General features: G+C 67.5%; 12 protein-coding genes, 1 tRNA gene and 2 pseudogenes. 6 read left to right on the forward strand and 9 right to left on the reverse strand.

All coding sequences use genetic code 11. The features are described from left to right. Nucleotides 1–787: 787 nt before the first annotated feature. Nucleotides 788–1,132: pseudogene (locus tag ACE3OU_RS01175) on the reverse strand (DUF4372 domain-containing protein); the annotation flags it as partial. On the opposite strand from ACE3OU_RS01175, the gene ACE3OU_RS01180 reads away from it, so the two are divergent. Further along, nucleotides 1,098–2,390 (forward strand): hypothetical protein, encoded by a 1,293-nt coding sequence (locus ACE3OU_RS01180; RefSeq protein ID WP_374239699.1) that lies wholly within the window; start codon nt 1,098–1,100, stop codon nt 2,388–2,390. The pseudogene ACE3OU_RS01175 and the gene ACE3OU_RS01180 overlap by 35 nt on opposite strands. A 148-nt stretch (nt 2,391–2,538) precedes the next feature. On the opposite strand, the pseudogene ACE3OU_RS01185 reads toward ACE3OU_RS01180, so the two are convergent. After that, a pseudogene (locus ACE3OU_RS01185) lies at nt 2,539–2,817 on the reverse strand (transposase); the annotation flags it as partial. A gap of 125 nt (nt 2,818–2,942) precedes the next feature. Continuing rightward, nucleotides 2,943–3,016, reverse strand: a tRNA-Gly gene (locus ACE3OU_RS01190). A 122-nt stretch (nt 3,017–3,138) separates the two neighbouring features. Here ACE3OU_RS01190 and thiS point away from each other — a divergent pair. From thiS to ACE3OU_RS01210, 4 genes are all read left to right on the forward strand, one after another. Next, the gene (gene thiS / locus ACE3OU_RS01195; RefSeq protein ID WP_374239700.1) at nt 3,139–3,351 is read left to right on the forward strand and encodes a sulfur carrier protein ThiS; all 213 of its coding nucleotides are present in this window, start codon (nt 3,139–3,141) and stop codon (nt 3,349–3,351) included. A gap of 48 nt (nt 3,352–3,399) precedes the next feature. After that, nucleotides 3,400–4,185, forward strand: a complete 786-nt coding sequence (locus ACE3OU_RS01200; RefSeq protein ID WP_374239701.1) for a thiazole synthase — start codon at nt 3,400–3,402, stop codon at nt 4,183–4,185. Nucleotides 4,186–4,270: 85 nt separating this feature from the next. Beyond that, nucleotides 4,271–5,008 carry a tRNA (guanosine(46)-N7)-methyltransferase TrmB gene (gene trmB / locus ACE3OU_RS01205; protein WP_374239702.1) on the forward strand — a complete coding sequence of 246 codons (738 nt, stop codon included), beginning with the start codon at nt 4,271–4,273 and terminating at the stop codon, nt 5,006–5,008. An 8-nt stretch (nt 5,009–5,016) separates the two neighbouring features. Continuing rightward, nucleotides 5,017–5,247, forward strand: coding sequence for a hypothetical protein (locus ACE3OU_RS01210; protein ID WP_374239703.1), 231 nt, complete (start codon nt 5,017–5,019; stop codon nt 5,245–5,247). 16 nt (nt 5,248–5,263) lie between these two features. Here ACE3OU_RS01210 and ACE3OU_RS01215 read toward each other — a convergent pair whose 3' ends face one another. The 6 genes from ACE3OU_RS01215 to ACE3OU_RS01240 all read right to left on the reverse strand — a co-directional run bounded on the left by ACE3OU_RS01215 (nt 5,264) and on the right by ACE3OU_RS01240 (nt 9,553). Next, a complete protein-coding gene (locus ACE3OU_RS01215) occupies nt 5,264–6,457 on the reverse strand; it encodes a multidrug effflux MFS transporter (RefSeq protein WP_374239704.1) in 1,194 nt (397 codons plus the stop codon). Between the two features lie 55 nt (nt 6,458–6,512). Further along, nucleotides 6,513–7,520, reverse strand: coding sequence for a nucleoid-associated protein (locus tag ACE3OU_RS01220; protein ID WP_374239705.1), 1,008 nt, complete (start codon nt 7,518–7,520; stop codon nt 6,513–6,515). A 99-nt stretch (nt 7,521–7,619) separates the two neighbouring features. Continuing rightward, nucleotides 7,620–7,832 (reverse strand): hypothetical protein, encoded by a 213-nt coding sequence (locus ACE3OU_RS01225; protein ID WP_374239706.1) that lies wholly within the window; start codon nt 7,830–7,832, stop codon nt 7,620–7,622. A gap of 13 nt (nt 7,833–7,845) precedes the next feature. Further along, nucleotides 7,846–8,217 (reverse strand): diacylglycerol kinase, encoded by a 372-nt coding sequence (locus tag ACE3OU_RS01230; protein ID WP_374239707.1) that lies wholly within the window; start codon nt 8,215–8,217, stop codon nt 7,846–7,848. Between the two features lie 20 nt (nt 8,218–8,237). Next, nucleotides 8,238–9,035: an alpha/beta fold hydrolase gene (locus ACE3OU_RS01235; protein ID WP_374239708.1), complete on the reverse strand. Its 798-nt coding sequence runs from the start codon at nt 9,033–9,035 to the stop codon at nt 8,238–8,240. A gap of 23 nt (nt 9,036–9,058) precedes the next feature. Further along, a complete protein-coding gene (locus ACE3OU_RS01240; RefSeq protein ID WP_374239709.1) occupies nt 9,059–9,553 on the reverse strand; it encodes a flavin reductase family protein in 495 nt (164 codons plus the stop codon). A 102-nt stretch (nt 9,554–9,655) separates the two neighbouring features. Here ACE3OU_RS01240 and mutY point away from each other — a divergent pair, with 102 nt between their 5' ends. Next, the gene (gene mutY, locus ACE3OU_RS01245) at nt 9,656–10,699 is read left to right on the forward strand and encodes an A/G-specific adenine glycosylase (RefSeq protein WP_374239710.1); all 1,044 of its coding nucleotides are present in this window, start codon (nt 9,656–9,658) and stop codon (nt 10,697–10,699) included. The last annotated feature ends 64 nt before the right edge of the window (nt 10,700–10,763 follow it).

Consider the following 10,763-nt stretch of genomic DNA (forward strand, 5'->3'; position numbering starts at 1 on the left):
CCCGCATCTGGATCTGATTGGACCGGCTTTGACGCCGCTGCGAACAGAAGGTGACCAGACAGTCTGGCCCGCTATGTCCGTCAGGCGACCTCCGCCATCAGGCTGATGCGCTGCGCGGTCGCCCGGACTTCCTTCATTCGGCAGTGGCTTGGCAGGACTTTCTCAGAGACTGTGGCCCTCGGGCGGCCCTTTGGGGCGCTACGCGTCGTGCCCACCCCTTGAATGTCTGGCGACGTCCATGCCGTCATGGCTTTCCCAGCTCGGCCATAATTGGTCGGCCCTGAAGAATCCCCCGGAGCTTTTTCCCGTGCGGCTTACGCACGGTTGAGCCCTGACTTGATCCTCCAGTGTCCAGTGCAATCGCATTCACTTTCTGGAAGTTTTGGAGCACAGGTGCGCGGGTGCCCTGAGACGAAACAGTGTGAGCGGCGGCCCGGCCATCCCGGGCATCGACCACGGCGATGCTGTCATTCCGGATGGAGCGCAAGAATCCCTGCAGGAGGCGACGCATCCGGGAAGCCGGCGATGCAGCGACCCTGGCAGGGTGCCCGCCACCCGGCGCATGAAATGCCTCATTGAATATACTTAATGATTATTTTTTGGCATTGATCTAGAATTGCTGCGGCAGCGCTGATTCCCGCGCATCAACCGCACCGAAAGAACCATGACCAGCAAGCCGTACAAGCATCTCGCCTCCGACCTCGTCAAGGCCGGCATCGACGCCTTCCGCATCCTCAAAGGCTTCTGCGCCGGTGGCGGGGGAGGTCTGCGGTGGTTACCAATGGAGGCTGTCGCCGAGGTAGAGTCTTCGAGCTTGCGCAATCAGGAGTTGGGCGAATGTCGCATGAACACGCCTGTCTCTCGCCTCGTTCGCATCGGCCAGTGTCGAGCGTTTGATTTCCTGGCGAAACCCCATGAGGTAGAGCTTGGCAGAATGCGCCGACAGGCAGACCTCGATGTAGCGCAGGCTCTCGCGGTAAGTCAGTTGCGCAAATGCCATTACGCGGAACTGCTCGGCTCAGGTCATCGATTTGACGTAGCGATCGCCATCGTGGCGATCGACGATGCGATGAAAAGTCTTCTAGGGTAGAAAGTCCATGAGCTGGGCGAACAACGTCTTGCCGAGGTTCATCGGCGTCTCCGGCGAAAACAAAGCCAAAAGACTGCCTCATCGGCAATTTGTCGTTCAAATCGGAGACACCACCAAAACCTCCGAATGCCGCTCCAGTTCTTGGTTCCAAGCTCATGGATATCGTTTTAACCAGACACTACTGACTCTAGCTATCTTGCGTAAACGGCCCCATGCCGAAGCGGGCAGCCGCCAGCAAGTTGCTTTGAAATTGCCCTTTTTTCAATTCGCATTTCGACTCTTTATGACCCATCGGATACTCCTGAAGGCGACGCGCGTCGCCATGTCTTCTGCATTGTTCGGACTTGTAGGCCAAGTGTGGGCCGACGCCAACGAACCTAATTCGTATGCCGTCGCACGCATCCTGGCTTCTAACGACAAGGCACAAATCGAATCGCTGCTCAAGTCTGAAGCCGTGATTCACCCCGCCGATGAACAAGGCTGGATGCTGAGGTCCATTGATGGCAGGATTGGAGCGCTCTCCGCCGATATTCTGCGTTCCTGGATGTCCAGCGACGCCTTTCGCGCGTTGCCCCCTAGCCGCCGTGACGGACTGATTCTGCAACTAGCCTTTCCCAGCAATGCAGTGGTTGCTCGGATTGAAAAAGGCGCTCCTGACGACGATTTTTATGCGCTCGTGCGAAAGGATGTGGCAGAACGTGCCGCCCTGGCAAAACTGGTGCTCAACAGCGATGCGGCTTACGCCAAAAAGATCGGGCCGCGACTACTCTTGGCGGCTGCGGGACAAGCCAACGTTCCGATGATCGATATGCTGCTTGCGGCAGGAATCAAGCCGGTCGAGAACGCCATCGGTTTGGCACTGATGTCTCGTGCGGCGCAGAAGGATCAATACCGTACCGCCTTGGCCTCAGCGGACGACCAGTGGGACGTTATCAAAAAGCTGCTCGCCGCGAAGGCTAACGTAAACGCGACGACCCGAGGCGTTTCAACGCTGTATCTGGCAATGACAAGCGTATTCACAACACAGTCCTGTGAAATCGACACCCGGCAGCCGCTGCCGTTGGATTCCGGCGGCGGGTTGGGTGGTACGCCCCGCAGTCGGTCAGAACGATGTGCCGTGGGTTCCGAGCATTTCGGTGAAAAGAAGATGGCGCTGGACATCCTTGAGCGGTTGCTCAAGCAAGGAGCGACCCTTCAAGACGACTTTCCGTCGTATGTTGGTCGGCCGGCGGACTGGGCCAAAGCAAACGGATTGGAAGAGGCCATTCCATTGCTGCAGAAGTACAAGATCCCCTTGTAATGGAAAGAAACCCGTTTGCGTGCCGACGTTTTCAGTTTGAACATGACTTCCAGCCAGACGCCTTTGCCGGTTACCGAAGACGGCTTTCCGATACTCGATGTGCTCCACCTGCAAGCGTGTCCGGAATTTTGTGTAAACGGGGTTTGGGTTAAAGCGTGTTCATCCGGTCTTCGAACTGCATGCTAAAGCGAGTCAGCGCGGCCTTCCAATCCCGGATGGGCATCGTCCATTTCCGGCTGATGTTGCGCAGCGCCAGGTAGAACAGTTTGAGCAGCGCGTCATCGCTCGGAAACGAGCCTCGGTTCTTGGTGATCTTGCGCAGGCTCATGTTCACCGACTCGATCGCGTTAGTCGTGTAAATAACCTTGCGGATCTCCGGCGGGTAGTCGAAGAACGGGATGATTCTCGGCCAGTTACGGCGCCAGGACTAGCTTGATGAATCTAGGCTACGCTCTACCCCCCTCCGACCAGATATCGACCAGACAACAAAAAGGCCAACCTCTCGAGGTTGGCCTTTTTGCTTGCAGATCAACAACCTGCCGGAATTCGATGTGGAGCGGGCGATGGGAATCGAACCCACGGCATCAGCTTGGGAAGCTGAGGTATTACCATTATACGACGCCCGCTCTGGAAGGCCGGATTGTACGCACAGCGGGGGCGGAGGGCAACCGGGAGGCGTGGTAAACTCGACGCCCACGTGTTTTTTGCTGGCGATGCCATGTCTTCTGCTGCGTCCACTTCCGTGTCCATGTCCGCGTCCCTTTCGCTCACGATCAACGGCGAGGCTCGCGCCCTCGCGGCGCCGGCAACGGTGGCCTCGCTGCTCGAATCGATGGGCCTGGCGGGCAAGCGGGTGGCTGTCGAGCGCAACGGCGACATCGTGCCCCGCGGGCTGCACGCCACCACGGCACTGGCCGACGGCGACCGGCTGGAGATCGTGGTCGCGGTGGGCGGCGGCTGAGGCCGGCGCCACGTTCCCGATCAACCCCTCATTTTTACAGGCGCTTCGATGGACGATTTGCTGACGATTGCAGGCAAGAGCTATTCCTCCCGGCTGCTGGTGGGCACGGGCAAGTACAAGGATTTCGCCGAGACCCGGGCGGCCATCGACGCGAGCGGCGCCCAGATCGTGACGGTGGCGATCCGCCGCACCAACATCGGCCAGGACCCGAACGCGCCCAGCCTGCTCGACGCGCTGCCGCCGTCCCAATTCACCTACCTGCCCAACACCGCCGGCTGCTACACCGCCGACGACGCGGTGCGCACCCTGCGCCTGGCCCGCGAGCTGCTCGACGACCACAAGCTGGTGAAGCTCGAGGTGCTGGGCGACCCGCACACCCTCTTCCCCAACATGCCCGAGACGCTGAAGGCGGCCGAGGTGCTGGTGAAGGAGGGCTTCGAGGTGATGGTGTACTGCGCCGACGACCCGATCCAGGCCAAGATGCTCGAAGACATCGGCTGCGTGGCGGTGATGCCGCTGGCCTCGCTGATCGGCTCGGGGATGGGCATCCTCAACCCCTGGAACGTGCAGCTGGTGCGCGACGCGGTGAAGGTGCCGGTGCTGGTGGATGCCGGCGTGGGCACCGCGTCCGACGCCGCCATCGCCATGGAGCTGGGCTGCGACGGGGTGCTGATGAACACCGCCATCGCCCTGGCCAAGGATCCGGTCAGGATGGCCGGCGCCATGAAGAAGGGCGTCGAGGCCGGCCGCGAGGCCTGGCTGGCCGGGCGGATGCCCAAGAAGTTCTACACCGCCAGCCCCAGCTCGCCAACCACCGGGCTGATCGGCAGCTGAGCGCGGCCGGGGCGGCCTCGGGCCTGCCCCTTCACCCCCATTCTCCACGGCGCGCCATGCGCCGTGCTTGTTTTACGGACTTGCCATGACTGACCAACAACAGCCCGCCGCCACCCCGGAGCAGCCCCCCCAGGAGCAGGCCACCTCCGGCCGCCTCACCTCCCAGTCGATCCGCAGCTTCGTGCTGCGCCAGGGCCGCATGTCGGAGGCGCAGCACCGTTTTCTGGACGAGATGATGCCCAAGGTCGGCGTGGCCTACCGCCCCGAGCCGGTGGATCTGAACGAGGTGTTCGGCCGCCGGGCGCCACACATCGTCGAGATCGGTTTCGGGATGGGCCAGTCCACCGCGGTGATCGCCCAGGCCCGGCCGGACGAGGACTTTCTCGGCATCGAGGTGCATGCGCCGGGTGTCGGCAGCCTGTGCAAGCTGATCGACGAGGGCGGCATCGGCAACCTGCGCATCGTCCAGCACGACGCGGTCGAGGTGCTACGCGACATGATCCCCGAGGGCTCGCTGGCCGGCGTGCACATCTACTTCCCCGATCCCTGGCCCAAGAAGCGCCACCACAAGCGCCGGCTGGTGCAGGGGCCCTTCGTGAAGCTGATCGCCTCGCGCCTGGCCCCCGGCGGCTACCTGCACTGCGCCACCGACTGGGAGGAATACGCCCAGCAGATGCTGGAGGTGCTGTCGGCCGAGCCGCTGCTCGCCAACACCGCCGACGGCTACGCCCCCAAGCCCGACTACCGCCCCCTCACCAAGTTCGAGAACCGCGGCATCAAGCTCGGCCACGGGGTGTGGGATCTGGTCTTCAAGCGGGTCTGAGGCGGCCGATGGCACTCAAACGCCTCCCCGCCGGCGCCTGGCTGCTGGGCGTGCCGGGCCTGCTGTGCCTCGTCGCCGGGGCGCTGCTGCTGGCCGGCTTCGGGGCCGGGCTGCACCCGCTGCTGCAGGAATCCGGCGCCGGGCTGGTGCTGATCGTGTCGGGCGTCGCGCTGGTGGGCAGCGCGGCGTTTCCGCTGGTGCTGGCCGAGCTGGCGGCCAAGGACACGCCGCAGGGCTGAGCCCCGGCGCTCCGGGCTAGGCCCGCCCGAGGCGGGGAATCCACCCCCACGCGATGGCCGCCACGGCCACGCTCCAGCCGCCCACGCCCAGCACCATCGGCAGCGCCGTGCCGTCCATCAGGGCGCCCACCAGGCTGCCCGACGCAAACGCAAACAGCATCATCAGGCAACCCGACAGCGCCGCCGCGGCCCCGGCCACCTTGGGAAAGGGCGCCACCGCACCGCTCTGTCCGCAGGGCTGGTTGATGCCGTGGCCGACGTTGAAGATGCAGGCCGGGATCAGGATCGCCCACACGTTGGCCACCCCGGCCAGCGCCAGCCCGGCCATCAGCCCGCCGCCACCCACGCTGAGCAGCCCGCCGACCCGCAGCGCGCGCACCACGCCGCCATGCAGGATCAGGTAGCGGCACAGCACCGTGCCCTTGATGTAGAAGATCATCATCACCAGCAGCACCAGGCCGTAGTAGCGCGGCGCGACACCGAGAATGCGGATGAACACGTAGGACGAGGCGGACAAGAAACAGAACAGCCCGCCAAACGAGCACGCACTGAGCAGCGCAAAGGCCCAGAAGCTGCCGTTGCCGACGATGCCGCCGGCGGTCCGGGCCAGCACCCGCGGGCGCAGGGCGGCGGCGTCGCGCACCGGCAGGGTCTCCTGGAAATAGCGGGCCACCACGTACAGGATGAGCGCGCCCAGCACCACCAGCGCGAACAGCGTGGCGCGCCAGCCGAAGGCCTCGGCGATCAGCCCGCCGGCAAAGGGGCCGAGGCAGGCGCTGAAGCCCAGGCCGGTGAGGCCCTTGCTCATCGCCCGGGCGCCCTCGGTGGGCGAGAAGCAGTCGCGCACGATGGCCCGCGCGCACACCGTGCCGGCGCCCATGAACGCCCCCTGCAGCGCCCGCCACAGCACCAGCGCCTCGATGGAGCCGGCCAGCACGCTGCCGAGGGCCGCAAGCACATAGCCCGTCAGCCCGGCCAGCAGCACCGGGCGCCGCCCGAAGCGGTCGGACAGCGGCCCCCACACGAGCTGCGACACGCCGAAGGCCAGCAGCAGCGCGGTGAGGCTGAGCTGGGCGCGGGGCAGCGTGGTGCCCAGGCTGTCGGTGAGGGCGGGCAGCGCCGGCAGGTAGAGGTCGGAGGTGAGCGGCTGCATGCCCAGCAGCAGCGACAGGATCAGGATGATCAGCGGTGGCGTCATGGTCGGGGGCAAACGGTGAATCCGGCGCCGCACGGGCAAGGCCGGGCGGCGGGAAGCGGGCCCGCCCTTACTCCTCCAGCAGCATCTGGCGGAGCTTGGCCGGGATGTTGGAGAGCACCAGGGTGTTGCTCTCCTTGTCGTAGTGCACGCTGCCGCCGCGCAGGCTGCTGCGCTCGAACTCCAGCTTCCAGTCGGCGGCGGCGGCCTTGAAGCGGATCAGCGGGCGCAGGGCGCGCTTGTCGGGCACGAAGCCGGTGGCGAGGTCGAGGGCCTCGTCCTGCAGGGTCTCGGCGAGGCGGGCCGGGGCGTCGGGGAAGATCTGCTCGGCCACCGTCTTGAGGGTGAGCGGGTCGCCGCGCTCGCCCATCTCTTCGAGCACCAGGTGGGCGCGCTCCATCAACTCGTCGCGCTGGGGCGCCTCGAGCTGCTGGGTTTCGGCGAAGTGGTTGATGGTCTCGACGAGCTTCTTGGTTTCCTTGAGGGCGATCACCACGTCGGTGCAGCCCAGGAAACGCTTGAACCATTCGGCCACGCCGCCGCGGCCCTTGAGGAAGCTGATGTAGCGCTCGGCGCCGGCCTGCCAGGCGCTGATGTCGATGCGCCCGGCCACCTGCAGCCCGGCCATGTCGAGGTGCGGGCTGTCGTGGATGCCAAGGCCCTCGCCGATCACCGTACCGAGGGTCTCCTGCAGCAGGGCCACGTACAGGCAGTCGGCGCCGAACACGGTGGCGCGGGCGAACAGCACGAAGCCGCCCTCCTCCACCTTGTCCTCTTCGATGCGTTGCTGCAGGTGGGCGAGCATCTCGCGGGACAGGCCGGCAAAGTCGAGGCTACCCTCGATGGCGTGGGCACGCACCCAGCGGGGCATCGGAAAGTTGGCCTCGTCCCGCTCGAAATGCCCGAAGCCCTTGCCCGGCCGCTCGGCAAGCGCGCGGCACACGCGCTCCATGAGGCGGGCGGCGGCATCGTCGAGGGGGTTGGCCTCGGGCCGCTGCTCGACCCGCGACGGCCCGCCGTCACCGGCGATCAGGCGATGGATGACGAGGTGGGAGATGGCGTGGGTGGCCTGGCTCATGGCGGTAGGTCCAGAAAATCGAAGGGCGGGATTCTCTCACGGCAGCCGCCAAGGAAACGCAGGGCCGCCCCAAGTTTCCTTGCTCCCCCCTGGGGGCGTTCAGAACCTCATCTTCCTGCGGTTGCCCGGCAGTTGCTGGAGCTGGGCACGGCGCAGCTGGCCGGCCGACAGGGGCTTGCCGGCCGGCGCCGGGTTGGCCGCGGCGAGCTCGGGCGGGATGTTGGCCCCCACGCCCCGCGGGCAGAAGCCGGTGGTGGCGCAGGTGCAATTGACACAGGGTTTGCGGCCCGGACGGGCGGCGGCGTTGCTCATGGCAAGAGTCTCTTCAGGCAAACAGCACCAGCCCCCACACGGCCACGACATTGACGAGGGCGACGAAGACCGCCGCGCTGCCGATGTCCTTGGCGCGCTTGGCCAGGTGGTGCTGGTCAAGGGAGATCCGGTCGACGGTGGCTTCGAGGCCGGAGTTGAGGAGCTCGATGATGATCACCAGCAGCACGCTGGCGATCATCAGCGCCTTGCCGGTGCCGCTGGCCGGCAGCCACAGGGCCAGCGGGATCAGCAGCGCGGCGAGGCGCAGCTCCTGGCGGAAGGCGTCTTCGTTGCGGTAGGCGGCGGCCAGGCCGGCCATCGAGTAGAAGAAGGCGTTGCGCAGGCGGGTCAGGCCGGTCTTGCCTTTGAAGGGGCTCTCGTTCATGGGCACGCAGCCTGACCGCCTCAAATGACAAGGATGTGATCGAGGCCGGCGACGAACTCCCGCACCAGCGCCGCAAACAGCGCCGGCTCCTCGAAGGGCGCCAGGTGGCCGGCGTCGATCTCGCGATACACCCCGGCCGGCAGGCGCTCGGCCATCCGGCGCACCACCAGCGGCGCGGACACCTTGTCGTGGGTGCCGGCGATCGCCAGCGCCGGCACCGGAATGCGGGCCAGCGCCGCGCGCTGGTCGAAGCCCACCACCGCGCGCAGGGCGTGGCGGTAGCTGTCGGGAGGAACCCTGGCCATCAGGCCCACCGCGTCGTGCACCAGCTCGGGATCGCCGCCGGGGCCGACCATGCCGGGGATGAGGTCGATGGCCAGCTCACGCATGCCGGCGCCTTCGTCCAGCGGGCCGAGGCGCTCGGCCAGGAAGGCCTGCTGCAGCGGGCCCGCGCTGGCGCCGAAGGCCGGCGTGCAGCAGGCCAGCACCAGCCCGGCGACCCGCCCGGGGTGCTGGGCTGCGGTCTGCAGCGCAACCATCCCGCCCATGCTGTGGCCGACCAGCACCGCGCGCTCGAGGCCGGCCGCGTCGAGCAGCTCGACCAGCGCGTCGGCATAGGCGCCCATGCCCTCGGACGTGCCGGCCTCGAAGGGCTCGCTGGCGCCGTAGCCGGGCATGTCCCAGGCCAGGGCGCGCCAGCCGGGCAGCGCCAGGCGCGGCAGCAGGTCGAGGGCGCCATCGGCGCCGCCGCTGACCCCGTGCAGGAAGACCAGCCCGTGGTCGCCCTGGCCGTTCTCGATCCAGTGGGGCGTGATCATCGGCACGCGCTCCCAGGCCAGGCTCAGTCGGCCAGGCGGCGGTAGGCGCCACCCTGGAAGAGCAGCGGCCGGCGTTCGGCGTCGCGCTCGAAGGCCAGCACCTCGCCGATGAACACCACGTGGTCGCCGCCGGGGTGGCGGGCGAACGGGCGGCACTGGAAGGTGGCGCAGCAGCCGGCCAGGAGCGGCACGCCGCCTTCGCCCTCGGTGAAGGCGAGGCCGGCGAACTTGTCCTCGCCGCGGCTGGCGAAGCGCTGGGAGATGTCCTGCTGGTCCTCGGCGAGCACGTTGATCGCGTACACTGCGGCGTTCTCGAAGATCGGCACGCTGGGCAGGTGGCTGGACAGGCTCCACACCACCAGCGGCGGCGTCAGCGAGACGGAGTTGAAGGAACTCACCGTGAGCCCGATGGGTTCGCCGCCCGGCCCGCGGGCGGTGATCACCGTGACGCCGGTGGGGAACATGCCCAGCGTGTCGCGGAAGGCGCGAACCGCCGGGTCGTTTTTGGAAACAGTCATGATGGGTGCGCTGCATCCGGCCACGATCGCAGGGCCGGACGTCTGTTCTGGGGCCGCAAATTATCGCCGCCCAGCCGCCCAGCGTCGAGAGGAACCGCCGCCTTGAGCCAATTTGCCGCCACCCTTGTCGAGTGGCAACGCCACCACGGCCGCCACGACCTGCCCTGGCAGACCCGCGACGCCTACCGCGTGTGGCTGTCCGAGATCATGCTGCAGCAGACCCAGGTGGACACGGTGATCCCCTACTACGGGCGCTTCCTGGCCCGCTTCCCGGACCTGCCGAGCCTGGCCGCCGCGCCCGTGGAGGACGTGCTGGCCCTGTGGAGCGGCCTCGGCTACTACGCCCGCGCCCGCAACCTGCACAAGTGCGCCCAGGCGGTGATGAGCCGCCACGGCGGCGTGTTTCCGGCCGACCCGGCGCTGCTGGCCGAGCTGCCGGGCATCGGCCGCTCCACCGCCGCGGCGATCAGCGCCTTCGTCTATGGCACGCGGGCGGCGATCCTCGACGGCAACGTCAAGCGGGTGCTGGCGCGGGCCTTCGGCATCGAGGGCTTTCCGGGCACCCGCCAGGTGGAGCAGGCGATGTGGGCGCTGGCCGAGCGCCTGCTGCCCGAGCGCGACGTGGACATCTACACCCAGGCCCAGATGGACCTGGGCGCCACCGTGTGCACCCGCGGCCGGCCGGCCTGCGGGCGCTGCCCGCTGGCGGCAACCTGCGTGGCGCTGCGGGACGGGCGGGTGGCCGAGCTGCCGACCCCGCGCCCGAAGAAGGCGGTGCCGGAGCGCCGCGGCCGCTTCGTGGCGATCCTGGCCGGCGGCGCGGTGCTGCTCGAACGCCGCCCGCCGGCGGGCATCTGGGGCGGCCTGCAGAGCCTGCCCGAACTGCCCGAGGACGCCGATGCCGCCGAGTGGGTGGCGACCCGCTACGGGCTGGCGGTGGAGCGCGTGTCGCCGCTGCCGCCCTTCCGCCATGTGTTCACCCACTTCGCGCTGGATCTGCTGCCGGAAGCGGTGGAGGTGGCCGCGCCCACGCTGGCGGCCGGCGAGCCGGGTGCCGTCTGGCACAGGCTCGACCAGCTCGCCGACGCGGCGCTGCCGGCGCCGATCAGGAAGCTGCTGGAGCAGCTGGTGCAGGGCCGGCTGTAGGACGGGAAACGGACGGAACACCGCCCCGGCGTGCGCGCCGGCGGCGGGCAGGCGGATCGGCCGG

The organism is Zoogloea sp. (assembly GCF_041908905.1).
Lineage (GTDB): Bacteria > Pseudomonadota > Gammaproteobacteria > Burkholderiales > Rhodocyclaceae > Zoogloea.

What these genes read in the sequence shown, in the direction of transcription:
- ACE3OU_RS01180 (WP_374239699.1), top strand. Translation starts at nt 1,098, where the DNA reads ATGAGCTGGGCGAACAACGTCTTGCCGAGGTTCATCGGCGTCTCCGGC.
- ACE3OU_RS01240 (WP_374239709.1), bottom strand. Translation starts at nt 9,553, where the DNA reads ATGACTGTTTCCAAAAACGACCCGGCGGTTCGCGCCTTCCGCGACACG.
- ACE3OU_RS01210 (WP_374239703.1), top strand. Translation starts at nt 5,017, where the DNA reads ATGGCACTCAAACGCCTCCCCGCCGGCGCCTGGCTGCTGGGCGTGCCG.
- ACE3OU_RS01220 (WP_374239705.1), bottom strand. Translation starts at nt 7,520, where the DNA reads ATGAGCCAGGCCACCCACGCCATCTCCCACCTCGTCATCCATCGCCTG.
- trmB (WP_374239702.1), top strand. Translation starts at nt 4,271, where the DNA reads ATGACTGACCAACAACAGCCCGCCGCCACCCCGGAGCAGCCCCCCCAG.
- thiS (WP_374239700.1), top strand. Translation starts at nt 3,139, where the DNA reads ATGTCCGCGTCCCTTTCGCTCACGATCAACGGCGAGGCTCGCGCCCTC.
- ACE3OU_RS01235 (WP_374239708.1), bottom strand. Translation starts at nt 9,035, where the DNA reads ATGATCACGCCCCACTGGATCGAGAACGGCCAGGGCGACCACGGGCTG.
- ACE3OU_RS01200 (WP_374239701.1), top strand. Translation starts at nt 3,400, where the DNA reads ATGGACGATTTGCTGACGATTGCAGGCAAGAGCTATTCCTCCCGGCTG.
- ACE3OU_RS01225 (WP_374239706.1), bottom strand. Translation starts at nt 7,832, where the DNA reads ATGAGCAACGCCGCCGCCCGTCCGGGCCGCAAACCCTGTGTCAATTGC.
- ACE3OU_RS01230 (WP_374239707.1), bottom strand. Translation starts at nt 8,217, where the DNA reads ATGAACGAGAGCCCCTTCAAAGGCAAGACCGGCCTGACCCGCCTGCGC.